This is a genomic window from Mesorhizobium sp. LNHC221B00 (assembly GCF_000502935.1).
Lineage (GTDB): Bacteria > Pseudomonadota > Alphaproteobacteria > Rhizobiales > Rhizobiaceae > Mesorhizobium > Mesorhizobium opportunistum.
Map to the genome: position 1 here is coordinate 243656 of NZ_AYWR01000013.1, position 15604 is coordinate 259259.

14 protein-coding genes and 1 riboswitch are annotated in these 15604 nt (G+C 63.6%); of the genes, 8 read left to right on the forward strand and 6 right to left on the reverse strand.

The features are described 5' to 3' along the window. The first annotated feature begins 46 nt into the window (after positions 1–46). The 7 genes from X741_RS148305 (at position 47) to X741_RS148275 (ending at position 7576) form a co-directional block, all read left to right on the forward strand. On the forward strand, positions 47–1261 hold the full coding sequence (locus X741_RS148305) for a response regulator/pilus assembly protein (RefSeq protein ID WP_023778791.1): 1215 nt from the start codon (positions 47–49) through the stop codon (positions 1259–1261). Beyond that, positions 1258–2679: a CpaF family protein gene (locus tag X741_RS148300; protein WP_023778792.1), complete on the forward strand. Its 1422-nt coding sequence runs from the start codon at positions 1258–1260 to the stop codon at positions 2677–2679. Before X741_RS148305 ends, X741_RS148300 begins: the two co-directional genes overlap by 4 nt. Before the next feature lie 5 nt (positions 2680–2684). Then, on the forward strand, positions 2685–3650 hold the full coding sequence (locus X741_RS148295) for a type II secretion system F family protein (RefSeq protein ID WP_023778793.1): 966 nt from the start codon (positions 2685–2687) through the stop codon (positions 3648–3650). A 1-nt stretch (position 3651) separates the two neighbouring features. After that, the gene (locus X741_RS148290; protein ID WP_023778794.1) at positions 3652–4617 is read left to right on the forward strand and encodes a type II secretion system F family protein; all 966 of its coding nucleotides are present in this window, start codon (positions 3652–3654) and stop codon (positions 4615–4617) included. A 143-nt stretch (positions 4618–4760) separates the two neighbouring features. Next, positions 4761–5594, forward strand: a complete 834-nt coding sequence (locus X741_RS148285) for a hypothetical protein (RefSeq protein ID WP_023778795.1) — start codon at positions 4761–4763, stop codon at positions 5592–5594. A gap of 162 nt (positions 5595–5756) precedes the next feature. Further along, positions 5757–6230 (forward strand): hypothetical protein, encoded by a 474-nt coding sequence (locus tag X741_RS148280; protein WP_023778796.1) that lies wholly within the window; start codon positions 5757–5759, stop codon positions 6228–6230. A gap of 170 nt (positions 6231–6400) precedes the next feature. Then, positions 6401–7576 (forward strand): GGDEF domain-containing protein, encoded by a 1176-nt coding sequence (locus X741_RS148275; protein WP_023778797.1) that lies wholly within the window; start codon positions 6401–6403, stop codon positions 7574–7576. Positions 7577–7700: 124 nt separating this feature from the next. On the opposite strand, the gene gcvP is transcribed toward X741_RS148275, so the two are convergent. From gcvP to gcvT, 3 genes are read right to left on the reverse strand one after another with little or no spacing between them, the layout of a single operon-like run. After that, positions 7701–10511, reverse strand: a complete 2811-nt coding sequence (gene gcvP, locus X741_RS148270; RefSeq protein ID WP_023778798.1) for an aminomethyl-transferring glycine dehydrogenase — start codon at positions 10509–10511, stop codon at positions 7701–7703. 17 nt (positions 10512–10528) lie between these two features. Further along, positions 10529–10897: a glycine cleavage system protein GcvH gene (gene gcvH / locus X741_RS148265; protein ID WP_023763607.1), complete on the reverse strand. Its 369-nt coding sequence runs from the start codon at positions 10895–10897 to the stop codon at positions 10529–10531. Between the two features lie 5 nt (positions 10898–10902). Continuing rightward, entirely contained in the window at positions 10903–12003 is a 1101-nt protein-coding gene (gene gcvT, locus X741_RS148260) for a glycine cleavage system aminomethyltransferase GcvT (RefSeq protein WP_023778799.1), read from the reverse strand. 149 nt (positions 12004–12152) lie between these two features. Continuing rightward, positions 12153–12239: riboswitch (glycine riboswitch) on the reverse strand. Positions 12240–12482: 243 nt separating this feature from the next. Here gcvT and X741_RS148255 point away from each other — a divergent pair. Continuing rightward, positions 12483–13484, forward strand: a complete 1002-nt coding sequence (locus tag X741_RS148255; RefSeq protein WP_023778800.1) for a hypothetical protein — start codon at positions 12483–12485, stop codon at positions 13482–13484. Here X741_RS148255 and X741_RS148250 read toward each other — a convergent pair. From X741_RS148250 to X741_RS148240, 3 genes are read right to left on the reverse strand one after another with little or no spacing between them, the layout of a single operon-like run. Beyond that, on the reverse strand, positions 13481–13918 hold the full coding sequence (locus tag X741_RS148250; RefSeq protein WP_023778801.1) for a GNAT family N-acetyltransferase: 438 nt from the start codon (positions 13916–13918) through the stop codon (positions 13481–13483). The two genes, X741_RS148255 and X741_RS148250, sit on opposite strands and share 4 nt — an antisense overlap. Next, positions 13918–14709: a molybdopterin-binding protein gene (locus tag X741_RS148245; RefSeq protein WP_023778802.1), complete on the reverse strand. Its 792-nt coding sequence runs from the start codon at positions 14707–14709 to the stop codon at positions 13918–13920. Before X741_RS148245 ends, X741_RS148250 begins: the two co-directional genes overlap by 1 nt. Before the next feature lies 1 nt (position 14710). After that, positions 14711–15592, reverse strand: a complete 882-nt coding sequence (locus X741_RS148240; protein ID WP_023778803.1) for a cytochrome b/b6 domain-containing protein — start codon at positions 15590–15592, stop codon at positions 14711–14713. Positions 15593–15604: the final 12 nt, after the last annotated feature.

Here is a 15604-nt window from a genome sequence, read left to right on the forward strand (position 1 = left end):
ATAAAAAAGACAATCGACCAAGGCGATCGACCTACAGGCGGCAAGCATGGCAAACGGCATCAAGACCAAGAAGATCCTGCTCGTATCGACGGACAGGACCTTCGTGCAGGACACGCGGACCGCGTTCGCCGCTTCCGAGATCATCCAGCTCTCGACGGTGGACAAGAGTGTCACCGAACTGCGCGGCGAGGTCCAGGAGACCGACTTCGGCGCCATCATCGTCGATATGGACGCGGCGAGGCTGGAGGAGGTCGAGTCGCTGCAGCGCATCATGCGCCGGCTGGAAGGCAAGGCGCCGGTGGTCGTGGTCACCCAGGAGTTCAACGCCGCCGCCGTGCGCATCCTGGTGCAGCTCAAGGTCGCCGACTTCCTGGTCAAGCCGATCACCACGGCCGACCTGGTGCGCTCGGTCGTGCGGGCCCTGCAAGGGCCGGGGCGCGAGGAAAACACCGAGTCGCAGATTTACACTTTCATGCCGGCCGCCGGCGGCGTCGGCACCACGACGCTGGCGCTGCAGACTGCTTTCCAGCTGCATCACTCGGTGACGCGCGGTGCCTCGACCTGCGTGGTCGACCTCAATTTCCAGCAAGGTGCCTGCGCCGAATATCTCGATCTCGAGCCGCGGTTCGACATCACCGAGATCGAGAACCAGCCCGAACGCCTCGACCGGCAGCTGCTCGACGTGATGCTGTCCAAGCATGCGAGCGGGCTTTGCGTGCTGGCGGCGCCGACGCATCCCTCGGAAATGCGCTCATTCAAGACCGATGTCGTGGTGCGCATGCTCGATCTCGTGTCGGCCTACTTCGACAATGTCGTCATCGACATGCCGCGGACCTGGTTCCCCTGGACGGAAACGGTGCTGCTTGGCTCCAACAAGCTCTACATCGTCGCCGAGATGACGGTGCCGTGCCTGCGCCACACGCAAAGGCTGATCCAGGCAGTCTACGAGACGGTGGGCAAGGAAGTGAAGCCGAACGTCATCGTCAACCGTTTCGAGCAGAAGATGTTCGACAACGGCATCAAGCAGGCGGACGTCCAGGAAATCCTGGGCGAGCATTTCGTCGGCGGCATCGCCAACAACTACCGGCTGGTGCGCGAGGCGGTCGACCGCGGCGTGCCGCTGCACGAGATCGATCCGAACGCCAACGTCGTCAACGACCTGAAGCGGATCATCCTTCCGGAAGAGGCGGTCGCGATCGGAGCCAAGTCGAAATCGCTGTTTGGCCTCGGTAGGGGCCTGTTGAAGAGGAAGGCCGGATGACCAGCCGTTTTTCCACCCTGCAGAACCGCGATGCGCGCCCACAGCGCCCGGCGGAATCAGCCCTGGTCGCGCATCATGCGGTCGTCATCCCGACCAGTCGAAAAGTTTTGCCGGCAAAGCCGGAGACGGCACCTGCAAAGAATGCCAACAAGGTGCTGGATGCCCGCGTGCGCATCCACAGGATGCTGTTGGAGGAGATCAACCTTGTCGCGCTGGAGCGTTTGCCCCGCGACGAGATGCGCCGGCAGGTGCATGATTTCGTTTCGGAAAAAACCAGGCAGGAGCGGATGGCGATCAACACCGCCGAACTCGACGCACTGGTCGACGACATCGTCGACGAGATGGTCGGCCTCGGTCCGCTGGAGCCGCTGCTAAAGGATCCCGACATCAACGATATCCTGATCAACGGCCACCAGAACTGCTTCGTCGAAAAGAAGGGCAAGCTGCAGCAGGTCCACATCCCGTTCAAGGATGAGGCGCATCTCCTGCGCATCATCAACAAGATCGTCGCGGCCGTTGGCCGGCGCGTCGATGAATCGCAGCCGATGGTCGATGCGCGCATGCTGGACGGCTCGCGCTTCAACGCGGCCATCCGCCCGGTTGGTGTCGACGGGCCGCTGGTGTCGATCCGCAAATTCTCCAAGAACAAGCTCGGCCTGCACAAGCTGGTTGAATTCGGCGCCATCACCCAGAACATGGCCGAGGTGCTGGCTGCGGCGGTTCACGCCCGCAAGACGACGATCATTTCGGGCGGCACCGGCACCGGCAAGACGACGATGCTCAATGCGCTGTCGGCCTTCATCCCGGAAGACGAGCGGCTGATCACCATCGAGGACGCGGCCGAACTCCAGCTGCAGCAGCCGCATGTCGCGCGCATGGAGACGCGCCCCGCCAACATCGAGGGCCATGGCGAGCTGAAGCAACGCGATCTCGTCAAGAACGCGCTGCGCATGCGTCCCGATCGCGTCATTCTCGGCGAGTGCCGCGGCGAGGAAGCCTTCGACATGCTGCAGGCGATGAACACCGGCCATGAGGGGTCGATGGCGACCATCCATGCCAACACGCCGCGCGATGCCATTTCGCGTCTCGAACAGATGCTGGGCATGACCGGCATGCCGATGACGGTGCAGTCGATCCGCAGCCAGATCGCCAGCGCCATCGACCTCATCGTCCAGCTGACCCGGCTTTCCGACGGCAAGCGCAAGGTGACGAGCGTCGCCGAGGTGACGGGCATGGAAGGCGACGTCATCCAGATGCAGGAGATATTCCGCTTCGTGCGCACCGGGATGGACGCCGACGGCAGCATTCTCGGCTATTTCGAGGCGACCGGCATTCGGCCGCGCTTCCTCGAGGATCTGCGCGCGATGGGCATCGAGTTTCCCGGACGATATTTCGAACCCGGCCGGCCGCAGGAGTAGACGGGGTGTTCGACGGACTGAGCGCGATCTATGTCGTCTATGCCGGGGCCGCGCTGACTGGCATCATGATCGCCGAGGCCTGTTATCTCCTCTATGCCGGCCGCAGCGACAAGCGCACCGCCATCAACCGGCGCATGAAGCTGCAGGAAAACAAGATCAGCCAGGAACAGGTGCTGATCCAGCTGCGCAAGGAGCGTGGCCTCGATGCGGGCACCTCGCTGTTCTCGCCGGACCGGTTCCGGGCGCTACGCACGCAGTCAGGCATGATCATGCCGCTGTCGAAATTTCTGATGATCACATCCGGTGTGGCCATGGCCATGGCGCTGTTCGCCATCTGGTATGGGTTGCCGCTCTTGATGGGGCTTGTCCTGTTCCTCGTTCTGGTGCCGCTGGTGCCGGTGATGGTGATGCGCTTCATGCGCAAGCGCCGGCTCAAGCGTTTCGGCATGCAACTGCCGGAGGCCCTCGAACTGATCACGCGCGGCCTCAAGGCCGGTCATCCGGTGCCGGTGGCCATTGCCATGGTGTCGCGCGAAATGCCCGACCCGATCGGCACCGAATTCGGCGTCATCGCCGATGAGGTGACCTATGGTTCCGATCTGGTCTCGGCATTGAATTCGCTGTTCGACAGGGTCGGCCACGAAGACCTGCCGCTGTTCATGACCGCGGTCTCGATCCAGTCCAGTTCGGGCGGCAATCTGCGCGAGATTCTCGATGGCCTGGCGTTGACGATCCGCGAGCGGGGCAAGCTGCGCCGCAAGGTGCGAGCCATCTCGACCGAGGGCCGCCTGTCGGCCTACATCCTGACGGCGATACCGGCGCTGCTGTTCGCCGGCATCATGGCCATGATGCCGGGCTTCTACCGCGATGTCTGGGACGAGCCTAAAACCTGGTACTTGATCGGCGGGTCGGTCACCTGGCTGATGCTGGGCAATCTGATGATGTTCAAGATGTCGAATTTCAGGTTCTGACATGCGGGGCTTCATCGAATTCCTCGCCTCGCTTGCACCGACCTCATTGATGCCGGTGGCCATCCTGCTCCTGGCGTTGGGCACCGTGGCGGTCGGCTGGCCGATGGTTGCGGCGAAGGGCGACCGCAACGATGTGAAGCGCCGGCTCAAGGTCGACCATGGTCCCGTGGCCGCAAGACCCGAGCCGGTGCAGAAGAAGAACGCCAACGTCGTGCGCGAGAAGGCGGTGAAGCGGGCGCAGGAATTCTATGCCAAGAGCGATCCGGAAAATGTCGCCCGGCTGCGCATGAAGCTGATTCAGGCGGGCTATATGGAGCCGCGCGCCGTCGGCATGTTCTTCATCATCCGCTTCTCGGCGCTGATCGGCGGCGCGATTGGCGCTTTCGTCCTCAACCATTGGCTGGCCAGTGCCGATGCGACGATGACCAGCCGCTGGGCGTTCATCATCCTGTCGGGTGTGGCCGGCTACTTTCTGCCCGGTCTGGTGCTCTCCCAGAAGACGCGGGAGAAGATGCGCGAATACCGCAATGGTTTTCCCGACTTCATGGACCTGATGATCGTCTGTTCGGATGCCGGCATGAGCATGGAGGCCGGCATCGAGCGCGTCTCGAAGGAACTCGCCAGGACCTATCCGGCGCTCAGCCAGAACCTGCAGCTGGTGTCGCTGGAACTGAGGGCAGGGCGCAGCCTCGACGATGCGCTGAAGGCACTCGCCGACCGCCTCAGCCTAGACGAGGTCCGTTCCTTCGCCACGCTACTGCAGCAGTCGAAGGAACTCGGCACCAGCCTGTCGGGAGCGTTGCGCGTCTTCTCCGACGAGATGCGCCACAAGCGCATGTCGCTGGCCGAGGAAAAGGCGCATGCTCTGCCGGCCAAGATGTCGATCCCGGTGACCGTGTGCATCCTGCCGGTGGTGCTGATGATCGCGATCATCCCGATCATCGTCAAAATGACGGGCACGCATTAGGACCTGTCCTATTCCGAAGGAGCAGGATTTCGAACAGTATTGCATCGGGATCTGCAAAGTCAGCAAATGAGAGTCGACAAATGCAGAGTCGGGGCTGACAACCCATCATCCTGTCCGAACGCGGCCCTGCGATGCGAGGACTCATGCGAATTCTTCTGTGTACTCTCTCTGTCTCTCTCGCTCTCGCCGTCGCCAGCTTTTCGACCGCCCAGGCCGCGGCCGACGATTGCGGCGATGCCGCCGCCCTGGTGCAGCAGGCCTATCCCAAGGCTCGAAAGAGCGCCGACGGCGCCTCGTTCACGCTCGACCCCCATACCAGCATTGTCCTGCTCCCGCAGGATGATACACCGGGCGTGGTCTGCAAGGTCTGGCCCGCTCATGACGATCTGCTGCTGGTCTCCGTGCCGCTGATCGACAGCGCCAAATCCAGCGACGACGAGCATTATGGCGATATCGAGCTTCTGGTCGTCGACAGGAAGACCCTGCAGGTGCGCCAGCGCCTGCTTCAGCCCAGGCTGATGAACGATGATGCTATTGCGATCCGCAAGATCGAATTCGATACTGGCCGCTATGTCCTGGCGCCCGGTGTCACCGCCTTTGGGCTGCGTATCGACATGGCAAATCACTCGCAGCCCAATCCGTTCAGCGAGACCGATCTGCGGCTCTACGCCATTGCCGGTGGCGCCCTTCATGCGGTGCTCGACGGCCTTGTGGTGGCCAACTATGGCGGTGAAGGCGACACCAATTGCGCTGGATCCTTTCATTCGAGCCAGGTCAGCCTGACGATGAGCCCGGCGAGCCACCATGGCTATCACGACATTGTCGTGGTCGAGCGGTCGGATACGGACGACCCATCTGTCGACAAGAATGGCGAGTGCCAGTCCCATCCCGGCAAGCCTGTGAACCGCACCTACCGGCTGCGCTATGACGGCGGCCGCTATCCGGTTCCGGACGAGCTCAAGGCCCTGGCGCCGTGAGAATGCACTTGCGTCTGCCGGATGGAGGTGTTGCCGCGCGCTGGTTAACGGCTGGTATTCCCGAAACCAAATCTTGTATGTATTTCGGCACCGAAGCTTAACCGCCGTGCTGTAGTGTCCTTGCTGAAGAACGACCCGGCAAATCGGGCGACGGGGCAGGGCATGCGTCAGACAAAATTTGCGGCGGTCGCCACGATGGCGGCCGTCCTGATGATCACCGGGTGCACGACGAACAACAACGTCGATACGACCAAGACCACGGCTATCCAGCCGGCGGCAAAGGCCGTCGACACCTCCGACCTGGCGGAAGGCAAGGCGCAGTTTCGCGACGCCAATTATGGTCTCGCCGAACAGCATTTCCGCAAGGCCGTCGAGCTGAAGGCCGACAATGCCGAGGCCTGGATGGGGCTCGCCGCTTCCTATGACGAGCTCGGCCGCTTCGATTTCGCCGACCGCGCCTATGGCCAGTTGCTGAAGGTCGCCGGCCGCAAGCCGCAGATCGTCAACAATATGGGCTATTCGCAACTGTTGCGCGGCAACAAGAGGAAGGCCAGGGCGTTGCTGCTCGAAGCCAAGGCCGGCATGGCCGACCCCACGGTCGTCGACGCCAATCTCGCTTTGCTGAACAAGGGGTGATGTTTCCTGCTCCGCGCCCGGCGTGGTGCGGTTTCGGGACAGATCACATCGACGGTTTGTAAACCCTATCCGCAGGTTGGATCGAGAGATCGGCTGAAAACCATGTCCGAGGGCTGCCGCTGACCTAGAATGCGACACAACCGCCGACGCTCGAGAGGCCTCCACCCGATATGCTGGACTTCAGTTCGCTCCTGCTCGCAGCCGCGCTGTCGGGCACTTGCCTCAGCGTCACCATGTTCGCGATCTGGTTCACCGCGCCGCGGGCCAGCTTCGTCCTGACGGTGGCGTGCGGCATTCTCGTGCTCGTCGCGCATGTGATCCTGTTCTGGCAGTACACCAGGGATCCCGATCCGGTGCTCTGCCAGACCGCGCTGGCGCTGCTCAGCCTGGGATTCCTGATCATCTGCCTGTCGGCCATGCAATATCTCGGCGTGTCAGACTACGGACGTGCCGTCGTGCCGACGCTCTGCGCCATGGCCGTCTGTGCGGCGGTGACCTTCCTCGGTCTTGACGGCATCGGCTTCGTCATCACCTACGCGACGGTAACGGTGCTGCTCTCGGCGATCGGGGCCATGTTCTGGATCAACGGCAGCCACGACCGGCGGATCCTGCTGGTGGTCTCGTTCCTGAGCGGCACCTGTGCGGTGTCGTTTGCCCTTTGCGGCATGGTCCTGTTGGGCAAGGGGCAGTGGACGCTGGGGGCGGCGCCCGACAACTGGGCCGAACGTCTCAATTCCGTCGTCGCGGTGGCCTGCATGACCGGCCTCGGCGCCCTAACGCTTTCCCTTCACCATCTGCAGGCGCAGATCGAGCTGAAGGCCGAGACGATGACCGATCCGCTGACCCGGCTGATGAACCGCCGCGGGTTGACGTCACTCTATGGCGAGCGGGCTTTCGGTCCGTTCATGGCGATCGTCATGTTCGACCTCGATCACTTCAAGAGGACGAACGATGTCTATGGGCACCCGGTCGGCGACCAGGTGCTGTGCCGGTTCGCCGCCGTCATAAACAAGTATGCCAGGACTGGCGTCGATGCCTTTCGCCTGGGTGGCGAGGAGTTCGTAATCGTCATGTCGCGGATGACGGAAGAGCGGGCCTATGACCTCGCCAGCAGGATCGGCGTCGCCTTCGGCACCGAGGTCGTTCCCACTCCGCTCGGTCCGTTGCGCAGCACGGTCAGCGGGGGCATCGGCTTTGGCCGGGCTGACGGCAGGTCGCTCGATGACGTGCTGGCCGAGGCGGACGCCGCGCTTTACGCCGCCAAGCGCGCCGGGCGCAATTGTGTCGTCAGCCGCAAAGGGATGGGCAAGGCCGAGCCGGTCGAGCCAGCCTTGCGCTCCGCGTAGAGCCTGATCCATCCCGGATGGAATCGGGATGGGGCTCTACTTGTTTGTCCGAGCATAATCTCTGGACGAACGGTTTTCGTTTGTCCGGGCAAACCGGTGCCCACTTTTCGGGATCATGCTTTGGCTATTCGGCCGCCCCCAGGTAGCCCGACAGCGGCGGGCAGGAGCAGACCAGGTTGCGATCGCCGGCGACATTGTCGATGCGCGACACCGGTGGCCAGTACTTTGCGGCGGTGTCGGCGTCGCCCGCGGGATAGGCCGCTTCCAGCCGCGAATAGGGATGGGTCCACTGACCGGCCAGCGCCTCGGCGGCGGTGTGCGGTGCGTTGACCAGCGGATTGTCGGTCAGCGGCCATTCGCCCTTCGCCACTTTCGCTGCCTCGCCGGCGATGGCGATCATCGCCTCGCAGAAGCGGTCGAGTTCCCGCTTGGGCTCGGACTCCGTCGGCTCGACCATCAGCGTGCCGGCGACCGGGAACGACATGGTCGGCGCATGGAAACCATAGTCGATCAGCCGCTTGGCGATATCGTCGACGCTGATGCCGGCGCTGTCCTTGAGCACGCGCGTGTCGAGGATGCATTCATGCGCGATGCGATCGTGCCGGCCCTTGTAGAGCAGCGGGTAATATGGCGCGAGCCGTGTCGCCACATAGTTGGCCGAGATGATAGCGGTCTCCGTCGCCTGCTTGAGGCCGGCGGCGCCCATCATGCGGATATACATCCAGGTGATCGGCAGGATGGAAGCGCTGCCGAACGGCGCGGCCGACACGGCATGCGCCGAACCCTCGGTGACGTGGCCCGGCAGATAGGGCTGCAAATGCGCCTTGACGCCGATCGGGCCGATGCCCGGGCCGCCGCCGCCATGCGGGATGCAGAAGGTCTTGTGCAGGTTCATGTGGCAGACGTCGGCGCCGATGTCGGCCGGGCGGGCCAGCGCGACCAGCGCGTTGAGGTTGGCGCCGTCGAAATAGACCTGGCCGCCATGTTCGTGGATGAGGGCGCAGAGATGGCGCGCGCCTTCTTCATAGACGCCATGCGTCGAGGGATAGGTGAACATCAGCGCGGCGAGATTTTTGGAATGCTCGTTGGCCTTGGCCCGCATATCGTCCATGTCGATGTTGCCGTCCTCCAGGCAGCGCACGACGACAACGCTCATGCCGGCCATCGCCGCGCTGGCAGGATTGGTGCCATGCGCGGAGGAAGGGATCAGGCAGACGGTGCGATGGCCTTCGCCGCGCGAGCGGTGATAGGCGCGGATGGCGAGCAGGCCGGCATATTCGCCCTGGCTGCCGGCGTTGGGCTGCAGGCTGACGGCGTCGAAGCCGGTGATCTCGGAGAGCCACCCCTCCAGCTCGCCGATCATGGCGCGATAGCCGACCGAATGGCTGGCCGGCGCGAAGGGATGCAGATTGGCGATTTCAGGCCAGCTCACCGGCATCATTTCGGCCGCCGCGTTGAGCTTCATGGTGCAGGAACCGAGCGGGATCATGCTGCGGTCGAGCGCCAGGTCCTTGTCGGCGAGCCGGCGCAGCAAGCGCATCATGTCGGTCTCGGAGCGGTTCTCCTGGAAAACCGGCTGGGTGAGGAACTCCTTGCCGCGCGGCTTGCCGGGCATCGAGCCGGCTTGGGCAGCGCCTGGCTTGGCTCCGAACAGGGCGGCGATCGCCACGAGATCCGCCTCGGTCGAGGTTTCGTCGAAGGCGATACCGATGTGGTCGGCATCGATGACGCGCAGCAACCGGCCACCCTTTTCAGCGGCAGCCGCAATCGAGCCTGCCTTGCCGTTCACCTCCGCCGTCACCGTGTCGAAGCGGCTCGAGCCGAGCACGGAGATATTCACCGCCTTGAGACCCGCGGCGAGACGGTTGGCGAGCCCATGGATGCTTTCCGCGATCGCACGCAGCCCGGCGGGGCCATGCCAGATCGCATAGGCGGTCGCCATGTTGGCGAGCAACGCCTGCGCGGTGCAGATGTTGGAGGTCGCCTTGTCGCGGCGGATATGCTGTTCGCGCGTTTGCAGGGCAAGGCGGTAGCCGGGCCGCCCCTTGCTGTCGGTCGATTGGCCAACCAGGCGGCCGGGCATCAAGCGGGTCAGCTTGTCGGAGACGGCGCAATAGGCGGCGTGCGGCCCGCCAAAGCCCATCGGCACGCCAAAGCGCTGCATCGGACCAACGGCAATGTCGGCGCCAAGCTTGGCTGGCGCGTCCGTCAGCGTCAGGCCGAGCGGGTCGGCGATGAAGACGACGATGGTGCCCATGGCGCGGGCCTTTTCGATCGCAGCCTTGTGGTTGCCATAGACGCCAAACGTGTCCGGCCAGGAGACGAGCAAGGCGGCTGTGTTGTCGTCGATCGTCTCGCCGTCGATCTCGATGCCGAGCGGCTCGGCGCGGGTGCGCACGACATCCAGCGTCTGCGGGTGCGGGGTGCCGGCAAGCGCCACCTTGGTGCGCTTGTCGCGGTGGTGGCGCAATGCGATGCCGACCGCTTCGGCCACCGCCGTCGCCTCGTCGAGCAGCGAGGCCGACGCCACCGGCAGGCCGGTCAATTCGGTGACCAGGGTCTGGAAATTGAACAGCATTTCCAGCCGGCCCTGGCTGATCTCGGCCTGGTAGGGCGTATACGCGGTGTACCAGGCCGGATTCTCGAACAAATTGCGCTGGATGACCGGCGGCACGTGCACGCCATGATAACCGGCGCCGATGAAGCTTTTCAGCACCGTGTTCCTGGCCATCGTCGCCGACAATTCGGCCAGCGCTTCGGCCTCGCTGGCCGGTGCGGGCAGGGTCAGCGGCAGGTCGAGGCGGATCGACTGCGGCACGGCCTGGCTGATCAGCGTCTCGACGGAGGGAACGCCGATCACGGCAAGCATGGCTCTGACATCGTTGACATCAGGACCGATATGGCGGGCCGAGAAGGGGGTGAGTGCTGTGGTCATGGCAATACGTCCTGATATCAACCGATATGAGCTTTGTAGGCGGCCTCATCCATGAGGCTCGCGAGTTGGCCTTCGTCGGCGAGCTTCATCTTCCACAGCCAGCCCGCGCCAGTCGCCGCCGAATTGACCAGCGACGGATCGGACGACAGCGTGCCGTTGGCCTCGGTGATCTCGCCATCGACCGGCGCGTAGACGTCGGAGGCCGCCTTGACGGATTCGACCACCACGGCGGTGTCGCCCTTGGCGAGCTTGCGGCCGGCCTCGGGCAGTTCGACGAAAACGAGATCGCCGAGTTGCTCCTGCGCATAGTCGGTGATGCCGACGGTGGCGACGCCGCCTTCGACGCGGAGCCATTCGTGATCGGTGGTGAAATAGGTCGTTGCCATCGGGGTCATCCTTTGCGGTAGCGATGAGGGGTGAAGGGCAGGGGACTGATATCGACAGGGATTTTCGTGCCGCGCACGTCGGCGAAAACCCGTGTCCCGGGCTTTGCCAGCGGTGTCGAGACATAGCCCATGGCGACGGGATGGCCGGCCGAGGGGCCGAAGCCACCTGACGTGACATGCCCGGCCGGATTGCCGTCGGCGTCGAAGAGTGCGGCGCCGGCGCGCACCGGCTGGCGGCCTTCCGGCTTCAGGCCGACGCGCTTTTGCGCGGGGCCTCGCTCCACCGCGGCGCGCAAGGCGTCGGCGCCGATGAAAGCGCCGGTCGCGCGGATCTCCTTGGGGATTGCCCACATCAGCGCGGCGGCGGCCGGGTCGGTTTCCGGCGTGATATCCTGGCCATGCAGGCACAGTCCCGCTTCCAGCCGCAGGCTGTCGCGGGCGGCAAGACCTATCCACAGCACACGCTCGTCCTCCAGCAGCTTCGCGACAAGGTCGCGCGCATCGGCCGCCGGCAGGCCGATCTCGAAACCGTCCTCGCCGGTATAGCCCGACCGGCTCATAAACCAGTTCTTGCGCGGTTCGACGCCGTGCATGAACAGCAGTGAGCCGGTCTCGATGCCGGCCCGGGACAGCACGGCCCAGGCCTCGGGCCCCTGGATAGCCAGGAAGACACGGTCGAGCGGCTCGACCGTTGCATCGAAATCCCTGGCAAGGTCACGCAGGTGCTTTTCGTCGGCAACGGCATTGCCGGCATTGGCGACCACCATGAACCTGGCATCGCCGAGCCTGGTGACGATCAGATCGTCCAGAATGCCGCCGGCCTCGTTGAGGAAAAAGGACAATTTGGACTGCGAGATCTCGAGCGCGCCGGCATCCAGCGGACAGGCGCGGTCGAGCAGCGCCACCGCTTGCGGCCCGCCGACCTCGAACAGCTTCATGTGCGAGATGTCGAAGAGGCCGGCATGCTCGCGGGTGTGAAGATGCTCCTTCATGACGCCGGCCGGATAGGTCAGCGGCATCGACCAGCCGGCAAAGGCGCCAAAGCGCGCACCGGCCGCTGCATGGATGTCCTCGAGGGGAAGGTGTCTGCTGTCGTCGCCCGTCATATCATCTCCAGAGTCGCACGCAATCGGCCGCGAATGGCGACCACTCCGTGCCCCTCTGTCTGAAGCCTGAGAGACTCGCGCAGCCGGAACTCTGTCAGCGGCGCTTACACCTTCGGCGCGGGGGCAAGCCCCGACTTTCCAGAGTGTCTTTCCCGTCTACGGTTCTTTTGCCTGAGAGATTTCGGGCGATTTCCCCTTCGGCGGCAGCTCTCGCTGCTCTCTCCCGCAAACAGGTAGGACTCAAACCTTGAGCCCTCGACGCGCCATCCATAGCCCGTCGGCGACACCTTGTCACCTCCCAGCGACATCAAAGGTGCGTCGATATTCAGGTGATGCCGGCCTGACCTGAAACTCAACACACCTAAAGTGCGCCGCGCTGACAAATCTTCGCTAACCACGCCGTTTGCCGGTTTTTCAAGACACTCCTGATATACGGACGGAATGGGCCGGCTTCTTCTGCCGATGGACGGGGACGACAGATGGGCGAATTGATCATGAGCGCGCCGGTGGCGGGGCTGACTTCGAAAAGTCGCATCACCGCGGAGGATGTAGCCATGCTGCGCCACGAAGTGTTCGGCGATGGTGTGGTGACGCGGGGCGAGGCCGAGGCACTCTTCGCGCTCGACGCGACGGCGAAGGACAAATGCCGGGAATGGCCCGAATTCTTCGTCGAGGCGGTCACCGATTACATCGTTCACCAGGAAAAGCCTGCTGGTTACATCTCGCAGGAGAATGCCGACTGGCTGGTCCGCACGATCTCGCGTGACGGCATGGTCGACAGCCGGACGGAACTCGAATTGCTGGTCCATGTGCTGGAAGCGGCGAAATCGTCGCCTAGCCGGCTTTGCGTCTATGCGCTGGAACAGGTCGCGCATGCCGTGATCGACGGCAAGGGGCCGCTGATGCTGGGCGGCGCGCTGGTTCCCGGATTGATCGCCAAGGCGGAAGTCGAGCTGTTGCGCCGTATCCTCCATGCCCATGGCGGCGACGGCAACATCGCCATCACCCGCGCCGAGGCCGAGGTGCTGTTGCGGATCAATGAGCGGACTGCCCAGGCCAACAACGATCCCTCCTGGAACGATTTGTTCGTCAAGGCGATCGCCAATTTCGTCATGTGCTCGGCCGGCTACGAGGCCCCGACCCGTGACGTGGCGCTTCGCCAGGAAAATTTCCTCGACCACGCCGATCCACAGATCGGCGGTTTCTTCAGCCGCATGGTCTCCGGCGGCCTTGCCGGCATCATCGAGGCCTATCGCTCGCCGGATGACGTCGAGACCGAGTGGGAAGCCAGGAACAGGGCAGCCGAAGCACTCGCCCGCCGGGCCGAGACGATCGATGCCGGCGAAGCCAAATGGCTTGTCGAGCATATCGGCACCAACAGGCCTCTGTACGAGAATGAACGCGCGCTTCTAACGCTGATCAAGCACGCCTCGCCAGAGATCCATCCGGCGTTGAAGCCGCTGCTCGACAAGGTGGCTTAGGCTGGGCCGTTCGCTGCGATCGTTTTGCAGAGGATGATGTTGGAATGGCCTTCAGGCCATCCTGCAAACTCAGCCATGCGCTCGAAGCCGGCCTTTTCGTATAGGCCCGGCGCCTGGAAGTCGTGGCTCGATACCCATATCCGTCGGGCGCCGCGACTGGCAGCTTCCGCGACAAAAGCATTGATCAACTGCGTGGCGTAGCCGCGGCCTCGATGGGCCTCATCGATCCACATCAACTCGAGTTCCGACGTGCCTGCCCAGGAATAGCCGGCCGCGACACCTATTGTTCGTCCGGCATCCTCGCGAATGACAAAGGCCAGTCCGCGGTCATCGTCACGGCCTGTGAGGCGCCGGTTCTCGTTGTGCAGATGGTGTTCCAGTGCCCTCCATTCGGCGGACGACAGGTCGTGCTCCGCCTCCATCCGAATGGCCATCAAATCCCGCCATACCAGTCATAGCCATTGTCTTCCCAATAACCGCCGCGCCCGCCGAAGACATTGGCGAAGCCGTCAACCAGTTCGATCTTGTAGAGATATTTCGGCATTTTGTAGCCGAGCTGGCGCTCGACGCGGACGCGCAGCGGTGCGCCGTTCTCGACCGGCAGCGGCTTGCCGTTGAGGCCATAGGCGAGGATCGTCTGCGGGTGGCGGGCATCAATGAGATCGATCGTGCCATAATATTTGATGTCGCCGGAGAGGCTGCGGTCGATCGTGTCGAGGCAATGGAACATGACGTAGCGCGCCTGCGGCTTGACCACGGCCTGGTCCAGCACCAGCGAAAGCGGCGTGCCGGTCCATTTGGCGATGCAGCTCCAGCCCTCGACGCAGTCATGGCGGGTGATCTGGGTGCGGCTCGGCATGCTTTGAAGTTGCTCGCGAGTGAGCGACAGCGGCTTTTCGACGAGGCCTGTCACTTCCAAACGCCAGTCGGCGAAATTGTTGGCGAGCAGGCCCTTGTAGGTGTCGTCGTCCGGCGCCGTGACACCGTTCGGCCGTTGCGGCTGGCGGATGTCGGCCTCGGTGAATTCCGGCGCCAGCGCGTCGCGGCCGGCGAGCAGGCGCTGTGCGCGGTATGTCAGGCCATTGGCATTTTCGAGGAAGCTGCGCAGGCCGCCGCCGATGCTCAGCTGGCTATCGAAGGCATCGCAACCCGACAGCATGATACCGGAGGCGCCGAGGCCGGCGGCGGTGAGTAATTTGCGGCGGCTGATCTGGAAATTCGCCATGTCAGGCACTCCTCTCGGTGGGCTTGTCGTCATGCGCGGGGGCGTCGGTGCGGTACCAGCCGGTGATGATGGAGCGCAGTTCGTTGATCGGACCGGCAGCCAGGATCATCAGGATATGGATGACGAAGAAGGCGACCAGCAGAACCATGACTGTGAAATGGATGGTGCGCGCCGTCTGCCGGCCGCCGAGCAGGTCGTTGAGGAACGGCAGCACCGAATTCATACTGGGCGACATCGCCAGGCCGGTGATGATCATCAGCGGCAACAGCACGAACAGCACGCCACCATAGGCCATCTTCTGCAAGGTGTTGTATTCGCGGGTGTGATGGAATTTGAGCTTCGCGTGGTCGATGATGTCCTGCGGCAAGCGTTTCAAATCATCGAGGCGCGGCGCGAGATCGCGGCGGATGTGGCCGTTGACGATGCTGGCGACCAGCCAGACGATCAAGGTCGTGGTCAGTATCCAGGCAAAGAAGAAATGGATGACGCGGGCGGTGCCGAGATCATAGTAGGACGGAATGGTCGCCCAGGATGGAAAGCCGCGTGCCGTCTCGTTGCCTGCCGGACCCGACCAGCCGAGCACGCCGGTCGTGTCGAAGCGATGCCCGAAGATTTCGGTGTAGCCGCGCGGGCCGGCGTTCGTGTTCTCTGCGCCGATTTCAAAGATGGTGTTGTCGTAGCCAAAGCCCGACTGCTTGCCGATATAGAGCTGCGGGCGGGCATTGAAGATCTGCAGGCCGGAAAGCAGCATAAAAAACAGGGAGATGGCCCACAGCCAGTGCGTCAGCCGCGTCCAGCGCGACTGACGATAGATCAGTGTCTTTTCGCTGGACACGGGGGCGTCCGGCCCGGTGGCGGATTGGCTTCTGGCAACCGATTCCATCTTCGTCTCGTC